A 15,113-nucleotide genomic window follows, 5' to 3' on the forward strand; every position below is an offset into this window, starting at 1 on the left:
CGCTGTGACCATGACGTGATCGTACTCTCGCGGTCTGAAACGACGTTGCAATGGGTGAATCGGAGATGAATTCTCGGGTCATCTACCAGTGAGTACAGATGAAGTTCCAGGTGGGCGTCGCAAGCACATTCTCCGGCGTTTTCGTGCCCTATCAGGGTGGCTTGACAAGGAAAATCGTTAGAGGAACTGCAGGGAAACTTGTGAAAGTTATCAATTCGTGACCTAATATGGATGCGTTGAGGAGTAGATTCGTGCGTGGACCATGGGTCGCAGAATGAGAGGCGGCGACGACACTCGCCGGATGCAGTCGAGATCCCCAGCATCGAGCCTCCCGGCTCGACCCCGACATCCCCAGCTCCATGATTGAGGAACGATATGCCGTCGATCCAGTCCCTGATCTCTGGGAACTCACGACGAAGCTCGGACAGCCGGTCTCGCGTTCGGTCGGTCATCTGCGCGCTCCTCGCCCTCACTGTGCTCCTGTCGATGAGCGGTGTCCTCTGGGCTCCTGACCCGGGTCATGCTGCGGAGACGACGACGCGCGACGACGCATCGACCGAGGCGGCAGCCGCGTCGCCGCAGTCCGGCCTCGGCGCGGGACCCGGCGAAGGATCGTCATCCCCGACGCCGAGTGAAACCTCCGGCGGATCGGGCCTGTAGGACAGCGGAGACGCTGCTCCGTCGAGCCCGAGCCCCTCTGAGCCGGCGCCGTCGGGACCGGCGCCATCCGAATCCGCGGAACCGACCGAGCCCGCGCAGGCCCCGATGCCGTCCGTGCCGGCACAGGCAACGATCGCCTGTGGGCCGGGCATCGTCTATTCGATCACCCAGCAGGGGCAGCTCCAGGAGACACGCGGCGGCAACGTCACCAACGTCGGCTTCTCGCTCGGGAGTGACACCTTCAACGGCCTCGGCATCGGAACCGGCGGATCATCGATCTACGCCTACACTCGAAATGACGGCCGGGTGCCGACGATCTACAAGTTCAACACGAGCACCGATCGTTGGGAGACCACCGGCGTCACCTACGACACGAGCAGAGACGGGTACAGCGGTCAGTTGACGACCGGAGCGGTCGACCTCTCCTCCCAGAACGGGACCTATTACTTCGGCGGACTGACGAACGCCGGGTCGGACGGCTTCATCGGCAAGGAATTCAAGCTGTGGCGCTACAACCCGACGACGAAAGCCGTCTCCTTCGTCGGAACGATCGATACGTCGCAGGGTGCGTCCAGGTCGGCGCCCAATGGAGACATCGCCTTCGACTCTCAGGGCAACCTGTTCATCGTGCGCGGTGTCGGCAGCACCGCGACGGTCTTCAGTGTGACGAACGACGCCTTGGCTGCAGCCCGCGGCGGCAATATCCAGGCATCGGCCTCAGGGTCGATTCAGACGAGCAACGCCAACGTCAACGGGATTGCGTTCGATGCCAACGGCAAGGTCTACCTCGGCGGCGCCAACGAAATCTGGTCGTACGACATGCCGCAGTTCACGACCCCCAGCCGATTCTCCACTGCGGGCGGAACGACCGACCTCGCGTCCTGCTCCTCGCCGGCGACGATCACCCTGGAGAAGGACGTCAGGGGTCGCGTCAATTCCGGTGACCAGTTCGGGCTCAGTCTCAACCAGGGGGCCAACAACCTCGGCGGGAATGTGACTGCGGGCTCGGACACCGGGGTGCAGGATGAAGTGGTCGGGCCGTTCCCCGTGGTGCGGGGGAACGATATCACGTTCTCCGAGACCGCTTCGGGAACCACCGATCTCAGCAAGTACGCCACGAGTTATCAGTGCACGGCTGGGGGGCAGCCGATCAGCGGCGCATCGGGCAATGGACGATCCGCGACGGTGAGAATCCCGCCGAGTGGCGGCGGTGAAATCGTCTGTCGATTCACGAACACGCCTCTGACCGCGAATGTCACCATCAACAAGAAGACGCAGAATACTTCAGGTGGGAACGAACAGAACGCGTCCGGCTGGACGGTCGGTGCAACGACCTCGGCGACGACGGGCACGGCGAATCAGGCTCCGATTAACACAACTCAGACCACCGATTCCGCCGGCAACGCGAAGTGGACGATCACGTTCGGATCTCTCTCGTCGCGGGCGAACCTCTCAGTGTCGGAGACGCAGCAGTCCGGCTTCGCCTTCTTCAGCGGCACGTGTCGGATCACCCGGCTCGACGGGACGACTGCGAATGTCACGCTCAACGGGGCGAACAGTCAGACGCTGTCCTCGGCGATCCAACCCGGAGATCAGGTCGATTGCAGCTACATCAACCGCCAGCAGGCCGCGGATGTCACGGTGAATAAGAACTGGGTCATCGATGGCAGAACCGTGGCCGACGGGCAGCAACCCGGGGGGATGAGCGCGAAGCTCCTCCTCGACCCCGCCGGGCAGCCCGCGGGCGATCCCGCGTTCGGGCAGAAGCGCACGGGTTTCGCGGTCAACGACACGGTGAGGATCGGCGAGACGACGACCTTCGATGAGCGGGCAGTGCCCGGCTGCTCGGTGAAGACTCGCACGATCTCGGGTCCCGGCATCACCGGCACCGTGCCGTTGACCGACAACTTCTCGACGAGGCTGCCGGGCGCGAGCAACACGTACACGGTGACGAACACCGTCGAATGCCAGACGCTGACGATCACCAAACAGGTCGACAACGACAACGGCGGCACGCTGACAGCGGCTGACTGGAATCAGAAGCTCTGCGCGACCCCGAACGGCGGCAGCCGGCTGACGTTCGACTCCGGTGAGAAGAAGTACGTCGCCGCTGGATCGTTCGTCATCTCCGAGGACACTCTCGCCGGCTACGACCAGGAGTCGATCACGTGCACGGGTGGAACCTACAACGAGGCGACGAAGACCGTGTCGATCGCCGCCGGTCAGAACGCGAACTGCACGGTGACGAACGCGGACTCCTCCGGCACGGTGTCGTGGGAGAAGGTCAACGCCTCCGGTGACAGCCTCGACGGATCCGAATGGACCCTGCGCGGGCCCGACGGCACCGAGGTCGACATCACCGACTGTGTGGCCGCCTCGGCGGATGCCTGCGATGGCCCCGACCAGGATCCTGCGGCAGGCAAGTTCCTCATCAAGGGTCTCAAGTGGGGTGACTACGCCGTCGTGGAGACGCGCGCTCCGGCCGGGTACGTCCTCGATGAGACCGAACACGACTTCTCCATTACCCGCGAACGGCTCGACCATCAGTTCGATGCGCCGTTCGTCAACAAGCAGGCCGATTCGCCTCAGCTGCCGATGACCGGCGGCACGGGCACGATCGGTTACGTCATCGGCGGGGTGGTCCTCCTCCTTGCCTGTGTCGCGGGTGCGATCTGGCACAACCGCCGGCGAGCACTGGGAAGGAGCTGACGCACTGTCCCATCACCTGATGTGAGGGGACAGGACGCTGCTCCGCGCCTCTCACCGGCTCCCCTGAAGTACCTATCTGACAACATCACCGAAAGGAACAACACCCCCATGCGAGCGAATCTGTTCAAGCGAGTGAGGTGGATCCCCGCCCTCGCCGCTGCAGCCGCACTGAGTCTTGCCGGCATCACCGCTCCGGCTCCGGCCGAAGCGGCCGCAGGCAACATCAACCCGAACACCCCGTCGTCGCTGACGATCAACAAGTACGACGGCGACCAGGGCCCGCGCGGCGACGGCACGAAGATCGACGACACGTCGAACCTCGGCTCGCCCCTGGCCGGCGTCGAGTTCACGATCACCCCGATCACCCAGAAGGGCGGCCAGGCGATCGACCTCGACACCGATGCGGGCTGGAACCTCATCGACGGCGCGACCGTGGCCGACGTCAAGGGCGGCGGCTACACGCGCGGCACGCCCCAGACCGTGACGACCGACGCCAACGGCACCGTCACCGCGGATCTGCCGCACGGCTTCTACCTCGTCGAGGAGACCGGCACCGGCAGCAACAACGTCATCTCCCCGGCTGAGCCGTTCCTCGTCACCCTCCCGCTGCCGCAGACCGGTGGCAAGTGGCTCTACGACGTCAACGTCTACCCGAAGAACAAGACGAACCAGACGAAGCCGAAGAAGGAAGTCTCGGCTCCCACCGGCATGGAGATCGGCAATGACGTCACCTGGACGATCACCTCGCCGGTGCCGCCGATCGCCAAGGACGACACCTACAAGTCCTTCACCATCACCGATAGCCTCGACCCGCGTCTGACGTGCAAGAGCATCACGGTCGAGGGCTTCACTGCCGGCACCGACTACACCGTCGACTGCTCGGGCCAGACCGCCAACGTCGAATTCACCTCGGCCGGCGTCGCGAAGCTCCAGGCCGGCCAGGAGATCAAGACCCGCATCGTCACCACCGTGAACAGCCTCGGCGACAACGGTGCGATCACGAACGAAGCGATCGTCACGACCAACGGCTCGAAGGTCACGACGAACCCGGCGCAGACGAACTGGGGACGCCTCGAGATCCTCAAGATCGCCGACAACGATCAGGCCGCGACACTGGCCGGAGCGGTCTTCGAGATCTACGAGGACCGCAACGGCGAGCCGATCGGCGAGCTGACGACCGGTGCCGATGGCAGGGCGACGATCCGTCTGTGGGTCGGCAACAACGACGTCACGGCCAAGGACTACTGGCTCAGGGAGACCAGGGCACCGGCCGGTTACACCCTTCCGCAGGATCCCTGGACCGGACCCGTCTCCGTCAAGGTCGGCGGCGAGTCGAACCCCGTGACGGTCGACATCTCGAACAAGCAGAAGGACCGCGGTGAGCTGCCGTTCACCGGTGCCAACGGTCAGCTGATGGCGATGATCATCGGCATCGCCCTGCTGCTGCTCGCAGTCGGTGCCGCCGTCATGCGCTACACCCGCCGGGCTCGCCAGAACTGAGACCGGAACCCTGATCCGCGGCGGCGGTGAACCGCCGCCGCGGACCGGGACACCGTGAGGGCCGGGCGACACCACGTCGCTCGGCCCTTGCCCAATGGCCCTCCCAACCATCAAGCTGGAGCTATGACCGCAACCCTGACCGAGCCTGCAGCATCGGGACCGCCACCGCAGAAGCCGAAGTGGCGGCTGTCGGTGCCCGCTGTCATCATCGCGGTCCTCGGTCTCGTCGGCACGTGCGTGTGGACGTATCCGATGATGGCGGCGTGGCTCAACCAGATCGACCAGTCGAAGGTCATCGAGAACGCGACAACGACGAACGATCCCAACGCGCCCGACAACGCCAAGCAGCTCAAACTCGCCGAAGAGTACAACGAGAAGCTCGAGGCCGGCAGCGCGATGATCGCGAAGAACGAACGTCTGCCCCAGTACAACGGTCCCGCCACCGGCGGCGGATCCGAGGGCAGCGACGCGCTCAACTACAACGACATCCTCACGAGTCCCTCGACCGATGTGATGTCGCGCATCCAGATCCCGAAGATCAACCTCGACCTGCCCATCTACCACGGCACCTCGGACGAGACCCTGCTCAAGGGCATCGGCCATCTCGAGGGCACCGCGCTTCCCGTCGGCGGCGAGGGCAACAACACCGTCGTCACCGGCCATCGCGGTCTCGCCGAGGCGGAGATGTTCACCAACCTCGACAAGATCGGCAAGGGCGACTACTTCACGTTCAACACCTTCGGCCGGGTCATCACCTACCGGGTCATCGACACGAAGATCGTCGACCCCGACCAGACCGAGACCCTTGATCCCGTCGCCGGCAAGGACCTCGCGACGCTCGTGACCTGCACGCCGCTGGGCATCAACACGCAGCGCATCCTCGTCATCGGCGAACGCGTCATCCCCACCCCGCCCGAAGCGCTCAAGGACGCCACCCAGCCGCCGGACGTCCCCGGCTTCCCGTGGTGGGCCGTCATCATGGGCGGTGCCGCACTCGCCGCCGGCGGATATGTCTGGTTCTCCGGCATGCCGCTCAAGCCCAAGAAGAAGAAAACCGCCCCCGAACGCCCCGCACACTGAACCTTTCCGCCTTCGGCATCGTGTAGTCGGTGACGACAGCGGTGTCACGGCGGAAGCGGGGGAGCAGGGCAGATGAGAGGACGCAGAGCCCAAGCGCTGCGAGACGTGCATGATCACCATGCCGCCTCGCTGTGGCGCTTCGCGATGTCCCTGACCGGTGATGCCGCCGAGGCCGACGACGTCGTCCAGGAGGCGCTGCTGCGGGCGTGGAAGACCCCGAAGATCCTCGCCGAACCGCCCGAGGAGATCCGCGGCTGGCTCTTCACCGTCACCCGCAACCTCGTCATCGACCGCACCCGCAGCGCACCGCGGCGGCGCGAAGCGACCGTCGATGAGCTGCCCGACCGGCCGGTGGCCGACCGCGTCGACGACGTCCTCGATTCGATGATGATCCACGAGGCGCTCGCGACCCTCAGCGAGTCCCACCGCACGGTCATCATCGGCGCCTACTATCAGGCTCAGACGGTCGCCGACCTCGCCGCTCGGCTCGGCATCGCCGAAGGCACCGTGAAGTCGCGACTCCACTACGGGATGCACGCTCTGCGGTTGGCGCTCAAGGAGAGAGGGGTCAGCAGATGACCATCGACGATCACAGCGAGTTCGAGGACTGGGACGGCGCCTACGTCCTCGGCGCGCTCTCCCCGGCTGACCGGCGCCGCTTCGAGGCCCACCTCGAGGTCTGCGCGCGGTGCCGCACCGCGGTCGCCGAGCTCGCGGGGATTCCCGGACTGCTCGGCCGGGCCGATCCCGCTGCGCTCCCGGACGCGCACAACCCCACCGCCGAGGCGGTGCCCGAGTCAGCGGAGAAGGAGCCGGCCCCGAATCTCCTCGACCTCACCATGTACCGTCTCGAGGCCGAACGCAGCCGCCGCCGGATGAGATGGGCGCTGCTCAGCGCCGCCGCGGCCGTGCTCGTCGCCCTCGCCGTCATCCTCGTGCCCCGCGTCGTCGACACCGATCCGCCGGACGTCACCGCCGCGATGCAGCCGGCGGTCGCCACGCAGCTGACCGCGGCCCTCGAGCTGCGGCAGGTCGCGTGGGGGACGAAGATCATGGTCAGCTGCGACTACCCGGACCGGTCGACATGGCCGGATCCGGATTCGCCGCCGAGCTACGTCCTCGACGTCACCGACAGTGAGGGCCGGACGAGCCAGGCGGCGACGTGGAATGCCGTGTCCGACAAGCAGGTCACCGTCGACGCGGCCACGGCGACCCGCCTCGGCGACATCGTCACGATCACCATCCGCACCGCCGACGGGACGACGATTCTTTCGAAAGACGTCTGAGCGGTGAACCTTTCTGCGGCCGGTCTCGTGTCTCTGACAACCGCGTTCGCGGTTGCACGACGACGAAAGGATCGCACCGATGTCCACGAAACTCTCCGCCCTCCTGGCGGCCTCCGCTCTCGTCATCGCCGGTCTCAGCGGCTGCGGCTCCACCGACGGCGGTGACAGCGCCGCCGAGACGAGGGCCCCCGAATCGAGTTCCGCCGACATGGGCGCGGCGACGATGTCCCTGTCGACCGCGGACTCCGACCTCGGTGAGATCATCGTCGACGGGGAGGGGAAGACCGTCTATCAGTTCGCGAAGGACACCCAGGGCACCGACGCCTCGGCGTGCGAAGGCGACTGCGCCGCGAAGTGGCCGGCGGTGCCCGGCGACGGAGAGGTCGAGCTCGACGGCGTCACCGGGGAGACGGGAACGATCACCGGTGTCGACGGGAAGCCGCAGCTCACCCTCGACGGCTGGCCGCTCTACTACTTCGCCGGTGACGAAGCCGCCGGCGACACGAAGGGCCAGGGACTCATGGACGCCTGGTGGGTGCTCGCTCCCGACGCCAAGCCGATCATGTGATCGACGCCGGGTGCGGCTGACCGCGGCCGCACCCGGTGCCCGTGGTCGCCTGCCGCGGACGACAGGTCACCTGAGCGGTGCCTGGACGGTTCGCGCGGTGTGCGTGTGGGAGGATTGAGGGCGTGCCGAACGATCTTCACATCCTCACCCCCGACGGTCTGCCGTCGCTGACGGACAAGCCCGGGGTCTCCTACATCATGCCGGTCCTCAACGAGGCCGAGCACATCGCGCAGGCGATCACGACGATCCTCTCCCAGGACTACGACGGAGAGAAGGAAATCGTCCTCGCTCTCGGCCCCTCGACCGATGACACGAACGTCATCATCGCGGCCATGGCCGCCGCTGATCCCCGCATCCAGACCGTCGACAACCCCGAGGCCGCCACCCCCATCGGCCTCAACCGGGCCTTCGCCCACACGCGGCACCCGGTGATCATCCGCGTCGACGCGCATTCGGGTCTCGAACCCGACTACACCCGGCAGGCGATCGACACCCTGCGGACGACGCACGCCGCCAACTGCGGCGGCCTCATGCGCGCCCGCGGGAAGACCGCCTTCCAGAAGGCCGTGGCCCGGGCGTACATGTCGCCCATCGGCCTCGGCGGACCCGCCTACCACTCCGGTGACGAAGCCGGCGAGGCCGAATCGGCCTACCTCGGCGTCTACCGGCGTGAGGTCTTCGAAGCCCTCGGCGGGTTCGACGAGGACATCCGACGCGGACAGGACTGGGAGCTCAACCTCCGCATCCGTTCGGCCGGGGGCCGGATCTGGTTCAACCCCGACATGGAGGTCACGTACTGGCCGCGCGGGTCATGGTCGAAGATCGCCCGCCAGTTCTGGGCCACGGGCATCTGGCGGGCCGAGCTCATCCGCCGCTACGGGTCGAAGAACTCGCTGCGCTACTTCGCGCCGCCGCTGCTCGTCCTCGGCATGACCGCGAGCGTCATCGAGGCGCTCCTGCAGCTGAGCGGCCGGACGAAGACCTGGCCGAAGTTCCTGCGCCGCTTCACCTCCCTCGTCCACGTCCCGAGCTTCACGTATGTCGCGGGCATCATCGCCGCCGCGGGTGCGGCGAAGGACTGCGGGATCCGGGAGCGCTTCTGGTTCGGCCTCATCCTGCCCACCATGCACCTGAGCTGGGGGGCGGGCTTCCTCCGCGGCCTCGTCACCGGTGCCGGATCGACGAAGGACGGCAGCCGATGAGCCGACGCAAACGGCACAACCCGGCCGATGACGGGAAGGACAGGGACGACCTCGGTGAGGGCCGCCTCGGCGAGGATGACCTGAGCACTGACCGCATTCCGATGCCCGAGCGGCCGGAGCCGAAGAAGTTCAACGCCCCGCTGTGGGCCGGTGCCGTCGTCGTCATCGCCGTCGTCGCCGTTCTCCTCGTCAACGTCTTCGGGCACAAGGAGCGGCTCACCGTCGACGCCCTCACTGCTCCTGCGGTCGCTGCGCTCGACGGCGGCTCCGAGGTCTATCCCGCGAACTCCGAGCTCGCGTTCACGGAGAACGTCAAATTCGGGTACCTGCCCGCGCCCACGCTCACCGTCCTCGGCGACGGCACGGTCGTCGCCGCCGACCCGGAGACCGCGGCCGAGACGATGGGCCTGAGCGACGGACTCGAGGGGCTGACGACCGCGCAGTTCCTCGACCGCACGATCACCCCGCCGCGGCAGGACACCGAACCGGGCACACCCGTGACGTGGGACAAGCTCGTCGACGACGTCGCCGGCAGCACCGTCATCCTCCCGCTCATCCCCGACTCCGCCACCGCGGGTCCGGCACTGCAGACGATCGCAGATGCGGACATGGCCGCCTCGGCGATCGTGCGCACCGCAGACCCGACCGTCGCCCGCGCGGCCGCGGATGCCGGGATCGCTGCGATGTTCGTCGGGGACACGTCGACGGCGAACCCGGAGGATCTCACCGCCGCGGGGTACACGATGATCGCCGTGCCGAGCGAGGCCGTGGCGACGTGGACCGAGACCGACCTCACGGTGTGGGCGACCGACGTCACGGACAAGCAGCAGCTCGACGCGCTCGCCGACCAGGGGATCCTCGGAGCGCTGAGCACGAACCCGTATGCGATCCAGCCCTCGGCCGTGAAGACGAACTGAGCGACGACCAGGCCGACACTCCACCGATCCGACACCGCACTGGACTGACACCGTACTGATCCGACACCGACACCGAGCATCCGTTCGACGACCAGGAGAGACCATGACCCAGCCCATCGGCAACCCCTCGCACATCGGCAACCTCAACGCCGGACAGCTCGGCCCGCAGCCGACGTTCCTGCCCGACGACCACCCCGACGTCGAGGCGAAGCGCCGGCTCGACGCCGGTGAGGAGGCCCTCGACATCGTCGCCGACCTGCCCGCCTCCTCGCTGGCCTGGGCCGTGCTCGCCGACGAAGCCCACGACGAGGGCCGCATGGTCGACTCCTACGCGTACGCCCGCGTCGGCTACCACCGCGGACTCGATGCCCTGCGCGCCGCCGGGTGGCGCGGCGCCGGCCCGATCCCGTGGTCGCACGAGGTCAACCGCGGATTCCTCCGCGCGCTCTACGCCCTCGGTCGCGCCTCGGCGGGCATCGGGGAGAGCGAAGAGGCCGCGCGCATCGAGGAGTTCCTCCGCTCCTCCGACCCGACGGCGATCGACGCGATCACCGCGGGGGAGTGAGCTGCGGTTTCGCGCGCGTGAGCCAGGGCCACACGCAGGCGTAAGCACCGCGGGCTGACACAACCGGTGCGCCGGGTGCGATGATCAGGGTATGAGCGCTTCCTTCGACGACCTCATCGCACTCGGCAGCTCGGCCGACGTCTCCGGGTGGGACTTCGCCTGGCTTGCCGGGCGGGCCACCGAGGAGCGGCCCCCGTGGGGCTACGCCCGGCAGCTGGCTGACCGACTGGCGGTCGCCTCGGCGTCGCTCGACATCCAGACCGGCGGTGGGGAAGTCCTCGCCGAGGCGGCGGTGGTCCCGCCGACGGCCGTGGCCACCGAATCGTGGCCGCCGAACATCGCCCGCGCCACCCGCCTGCTCCATCCGCGCGGGGTCGTTGTCGTCGCCGACCCCGACGAACCTCCGCTGCCGTTCGCCGAGGCGGCCTTCGACCTCGTGACGAGCCGACATCCGGCGACGATCTGGTGGGACGAGATCGCCCGCGTCCTGACACCCGGTGGCACGTACTTCGCCCAGCACGTCGGGCCGGCGAACGTCTTCGAGCTCATCGAGTTCTTCCTCGGTCCGCAGCCCGAGGCCCGGCTCGGACGGCGCCCGGAGGCCGAGGCCGCGGCCGCCGAGGCGGCGGGACTGAGGATCGTCGACATGCAGACGGCCCGTCTGCGCATCGAGATCCACGACGTCGCCGCCGTCGTCTACCTGCTGCGCAAGGTCATCTGGTGGGTGCCCGGCTTCACCGTCGAGCGCTATCGCGATCGCCTGCGCGACCTCCATGACCGCATCGAATCCGAGGGGCCGTTCATCGCCCATGCGACCCGCCACCTCATCGAGGCGCGGAAGCTGTGACGGGGCTCGTCGAGACCCAAAGGTGGTCGCTGCTGCCGACGGGGATCCTCTGGATCATCGCACCGCTGTGGTACCTCCTGTGCGAGGCGATCACCGCGCTCGCCTTCCCCGGATACGACTACGCCACGTTCTACATCAGCGACCTCGGGGTTCCGGGCACGACGACATTCCAAGGACGCGAACTCGCCTCGCAGATTCCACAGGTGATGGACGCCGGATTCATCGGCCAGGGTCTGCTCTTCCTCCTCGGCCTCGTTCTCGCGATGCCTGCGCTGTAACCCGGGCTCGGACGGGTCGGCCTCCTCCTCGTCGGGTGTCTCCATGCCGCAGGCATCGTGTTCGTCGCCCTCGTTCCGGGATCGCCGGAGAACGTCGCGAACGGTCTCATCGTCATCCACGCCCTCGGGGCCGTCGCTGCGATCCTCGGCGGCAACTGTGCCGCACTCCTCTCGGTCGCGCCGCTGAAGGATCTCGGGCAAGTGCGCTGGAGCGGGGCAGTGCTCGGGGCACTGGGCATCGTCAGCGGTCTTCTCCTCACGGTCCATGTGCTTCTGCCCGACGGGGTGTGGGAACGCGGGGCGGTCTACCCGTTCCTACTGTGGGAACTCATCATCGGCGCGGCGCTCTGCCTGCGCAGCCGGACGAGCGCATGAGGCGAGCACCGCACGGATCCCGAGGGGCGCGCGGGCTGAGGCGATAGGATTGACCGATGGTCGCGGAGCCGGTTCGCCGGCGGGAAGGCAGGTCATGGGCAGCGATGCGGTGGAGCGGTCCGACGTCTACGACGTCGACGCGAGCGACCCGAGCCACAGCCTCATCGACCGCTCGGGCATGGACCCGGCCGAAGTCGCCCAGATCACCGAGCTGATGACCGCCTTCGGTGAGCTCCGCGAGGCCGAGGACGCGCTCTCCGAAGCCTCCCGGGCCTACATGCATCTCGGCACAACCGATATGAAGGCACTCCACTACCTCATCGTCTGCCGCCACCGGAACATCCTCGGCACCCCGCGCGGCATCGCCGACCATCTGTCGATCACCCCGGCCGCGACGACGAAGCTCCTCGACCGGCTCGAACGCGGGGGACACGTGACACGATCCGCGCACCCGTCCGATCGGCGCGCGCTCACCGTCTCGATCACCCCGGCGACGTACGCCTCGGCGATGGAGACCGTCGGCCGCGCCCAATCCCGTCGCTTCCACGCCGCGGCCCGCCTGACGAGCGCCGAGCGCGACGTCGTCATCCGCTTCCTCCGCGACACCCGCAACGAGATCGCACTGAGCGAGCAGGCATGGGCAGGCGGCACCGAGGCGGCGGGAGGTGCCGGTGCTGCGGCGGAATCCGCGGGGGACAGTTCAACCGAGGTCGCAGAGAACAGCTCCACGGACTGACCCTTCCACCTCGGCGGTGGACACGTGGCCCGGCCGACCGCCTCGGCGATGCTCAGCGCTGAGCGAGCAGCCGCGTCGGACTCCTCCTCGCTCCTGAACGATCGTGCTCACCCGCCGCGTCCCGTCCCTCCGGTGGGGTCGTCGGCGTTCGGCGCGACAGCTGGGACGGCCACCACAGGCGATCGCCGATCCACAGCGCGAGGGCCGGGACGAGGAGCGTGCGGACGATGAGGGCGTCGAGGAGGACGCCGAGGGCGACGATGATCGCCAGCTGGAGCAGGAACTGGATGGGGATGACGATGAGGGCCGCGAACGTCGCGGCGAGAACGACACCGGCGCTCGTGATGACGCCGCCGGTCACCGACAGGCCCCGCAGCGTGCCCTCGCGGGTGCCGTGGGCACGCGTCTCCTCGCGAACCCGGGTCATGAGGAAGATGTTGTAGTCGATGCCGAGCGCGACGAGGAAGATGAACGCGTACAGCGGCACCGAGGGGTCCGACTGCGGCTGCCCGATGACCTGGAAGATCAGCGCGCTGACGCCGAGCGCGGTGCCGAAGCTGAGCACCGTCGTCGCGAGCAGGACGAGTGGCGCGACGAGGGAGCGCAGGAGGAGCGCGAGCATGAGCGTGATGACGACGAGGACGATCGGGATGATGACCGTTCGATCATCTGCCGAGGTGGCATTCGTGTCGAGATCGACCGCGGTGCTGCCGCCGACGAGCGCCCCGAAGGGGCCGACGCTCTCCCTGAGGTCGAGGATCGTCTGCTCGGCGACCAGCGAATCGGCCGGATCGGACAGGGTGACGGAGAAGAGCAGCCGTCCGTCCACCTCGGTGGGGGAGGCGCTGCCCGCAGGGCCGGCCGGTTGGGCCGACCCCGCGGCATCGAGGGGGATGGTTCCGGAGGGGGAGTCCTGGGAGACGAGCGCGACGGCGTCGACACCGGGGGTGGCGGTGATCGCGGCGGCGACGTCGCTGCGCTCGGGGGCAGGGGCGAGGACATAGGCGGGGGTGCCCGAGCCGCCGGGGAAGTGCCGGTCGATGACGGCTTGACCGTCCCGGGCCTGGCTCTCCCCGAGGACGAACTCGCTCTGCGGGACGCCCTCGGCGTCGAGGACGAGCAGGCCCGCGCACCCGAGGACGAGCAGGGCCGTGACCCCGACCGCCACCCGCTTGGGCGCGGCGGCGACGAGGCGGCCGATGCGCGCCCACACGCCGGTGGCCTCGGGTCCGGTGAGCACCGGGTGCGGGGAGCCGAACCGGGGTGCCCGCGGCCAGAACGCGACCCGACCGCACGCGGCGAGGAGGGCGGGGAGGAACGTCAGCGAGGTGAGCACCGCGCACACGATGCCGATCGCCGCGACGGGACCGAGCGCGGAGTTCGACCCGAGGTCCGACAGGAGCAGGCAGAGCAGACCGACGATGACCGTGCCGCCCGAGGCGGCGATCGGCTCGAGCACACCGCGGACCGCCCGCACGGCCGCGCTCACAGCCGACGACTCGTCGCGCAGCTCCTCCCGGTACCGGGCGATGAAGAGCAGCGAGTAGTCGGTGGCGGCGCCGATGACGAGGATGAAGAGGATCCCCTGCACCTGGCCGTTGAGGGTGACGAGACCCGCCCGGGCGAGGGCGACGTTGAGCAGCACCGCGGCGCACAGGGCCGTCATCGAGCTCAGGAGCACGAGGATCGGCAGCAGCGGCGAACGGTAGACGATGACGAGGATGACGAAGACGACGGCGAGGGCGACGAGGAGGAGGATCCCGTCGATGCCGGAGAACGCCTCCTGGAGGTCCGCGGTGAAGCCGGCCGGACCGCTCACCCACACGCCGAGATCCTCCGGCAGCACCGTCCCGGCCTCTGCGGTGAGCGCGGCGACGGCGTCACCGGTCTCCGCGTCCGCCGGGATCGCGACGACGACCTCGGCGGCCTCGCCGTCGGCAGCAGGGATGACGGGTGAACTCGTCGCACCGGCCACGACCGCATCGGCCCCATCCGCCAGCGTCGTGAGTCCCGCGAGATCCTCAGGCGTGAGACCGCCTGGGCGTTCGGCGACGATGACGGCGGGGATCGCATCGGAGCCGGTGAACTCGGTGATCTCGGACTGCACCTGCGTCGATTCGGCGCTGTCGGGCAGGAAGCTCGCCCGCTCGTTCGAGGAGACCTCGCTGATGTCCCCGAAGCTCATCCCGCCGACGGCGAAGACCGCGAGCCAGACGACGATGAGCAGGGCCGGGATGAGCACGCGAAGGACGCGTGGGGTGCCGCCGGTCCTGTCGTTCATGCGGTAAGTATTTCACTAAGTTAACTAAATGGCCACCGAGGTGGTTCGACAACCTCGGCGCGGGCGGGGACGGGGAGCCGCCGCGGCGAAGTCCTGGAGGGGAGGCGAA

General features: G+C 68.1%; 14 protein-coding genes. 13 read left to right on the forward strand and 1 reads right to left on the reverse strand.

The genetic code is table 11. The features are described 5' to 3' along the window. Positions 1–774 precede the first annotated feature (774 nt). The 13 genes from FFS20_RS04760 (at position 775) to FFS20_RS04820 (ending at position 12,723) form a co-directional block, all read left to right on the forward strand. On the forward strand, positions 775–3,369 hold the full coding sequence (locus tag FFS20_RS04760) for a SpaA isopeptide-forming pilin-related protein (protein ID WP_171006987.1): 2,595 nt from the start codon (positions 775–777) through the stop codon (positions 3,367–3,369). Positions 3,370–3,477: 108 nt separating this feature from the next. Beyond that, positions 3,478–4,869: a SpaH/EbpB family LPXTG-anchored major pilin gene (locus FFS20_RS04765; RefSeq protein WP_137824778.1), complete on the forward strand. Its 1,392-nt coding sequence runs from the start codon at positions 3,478–3,480 to the stop codon at positions 4,867–4,869. 123 nt (positions 4,870–4,992) lie between these two features. Continuing rightward, the gene (locus FFS20_RS04770; RefSeq protein WP_137824779.1) at positions 4,993–5,949 is read left to right on the forward strand and encodes a class C sortase; all 957 of its coding nucleotides are present in this window, start codon (positions 4,993–4,995) and stop codon (positions 5,947–5,949) included. A 72-nt stretch (positions 5,950–6,021) separates the two neighbouring features. Next, positions 6,022–6,528: a sigma-70 family RNA polymerase sigma factor gene (locus tag FFS20_RS04775; protein ID WP_137824780.1), complete on the forward strand. Its 507-nt coding sequence runs from the start codon at positions 6,022–6,024 to the stop codon at positions 6,526–6,528. Beyond that, positions 6,525–7,235, forward strand: a complete 711-nt coding sequence (locus tag FFS20_RS04780) for a zf-HC2 domain-containing protein (protein ID WP_137824781.1) — start codon at positions 6,525–6,527, stop codon at positions 7,233–7,235. The genes FFS20_RS04775 and FFS20_RS04780 overlap by 4 nt, the downstream gene beginning before the upstream one ends. 79 nt (positions 7,236–7,314) lie before the next feature. Next, complete coding sequence (locus FFS20_RS04785) at positions 7,315–7,803, forward strand: hypothetical protein (RefSeq protein ID WP_137824782.1); 489 nt, start codon at positions 7,315–7,317, stop codon at positions 7,801–7,803. A 122-nt stretch (positions 7,804–7,925) separates the two neighbouring features. Then, positions 7,926–9,005, forward strand: a complete 1,080-nt coding sequence (locus FFS20_RS04790) for a glycosyltransferase family 2 protein (RefSeq protein WP_137824783.1) — start codon at positions 7,926–7,928, stop codon at positions 9,003–9,005. Beyond that, a complete protein-coding gene (locus tag FFS20_RS04795; protein ID WP_249356670.1) occupies positions 9,002–9,922 on the forward strand; it encodes a hypothetical protein in 921 nt (306 codons plus the stop codon). Before FFS20_RS04790 ends, FFS20_RS04795 begins: the two co-directional genes overlap by 4 nt. Before the next feature lie 103 nt (positions 9,923–10,025). Beyond that, positions 10,026–10,487, forward strand: coding sequence for a DUF3151 domain-containing protein (locus FFS20_RS04800; protein ID WP_137824784.1), 462 nt, complete (start codon positions 10,026–10,028; stop codon positions 10,485–10,487). Between the two features lie 91 nt (positions 10,488–10,578). Then, entirely contained in the window at positions 10,579–11,334 is a 756-nt protein-coding gene (locus tag FFS20_RS04805) for a class I SAM-dependent methyltransferase (protein WP_137824785.1), read from the forward strand. Next, complete coding sequence (locus FFS20_RS04810; RefSeq protein WP_137824786.1) at positions 11,331–11,612, forward strand: hypothetical protein; 282 nt, start codon at positions 11,331–11,333, stop codon at positions 11,610–11,612. The genes FFS20_RS04805 and FFS20_RS04810 overlap by 4 nt, the downstream gene beginning before the upstream one ends. Positions 11,613–11,669: 57 nt before the next feature. Then, the gene (locus FFS20_RS04815) at positions 11,670–11,987 is read left to right on the forward strand and encodes a hypothetical protein (RefSeq protein WP_137824787.1); all 318 of its coding nucleotides are present in this window, start codon (positions 11,670–11,672) and stop codon (positions 11,985–11,987) included. A 49-nt stretch (positions 11,988–12,036) separates the two neighbouring features. After that, on the forward strand, positions 12,037–12,723 hold the full coding sequence (locus FFS20_RS04820; protein WP_349290512.1) for a MarR family transcriptional regulator: 687 nt from the start codon (positions 12,037–12,039) through the stop codon (positions 12,721–12,723). 52 nt (positions 12,724–12,775) lie between these two features. Here FFS20_RS04820 and FFS20_RS04825 read toward each other — a convergent pair whose 3' ends face one another. Continuing rightward, positions 12,776–15,004, reverse strand: a complete 2,229-nt coding sequence (locus tag FFS20_RS04825) for an efflux RND transporter permease subunit (protein ID WP_137824788.1) — start codon at positions 15,002–15,004, stop codon at positions 12,776–12,778. Between the last annotated feature and the right edge of the window lie 109 nt (positions 15,005–15,113).

Origin of the sequence: Brevibacterium sp. 2SA (assembly GCF_005502845.1) — a bacterium.
Classification (GTDB): domain Bacteria; phylum Actinomycetota; class Actinomycetes; order Actinomycetales; family Brevibacteriaceae; genus Brevibacterium.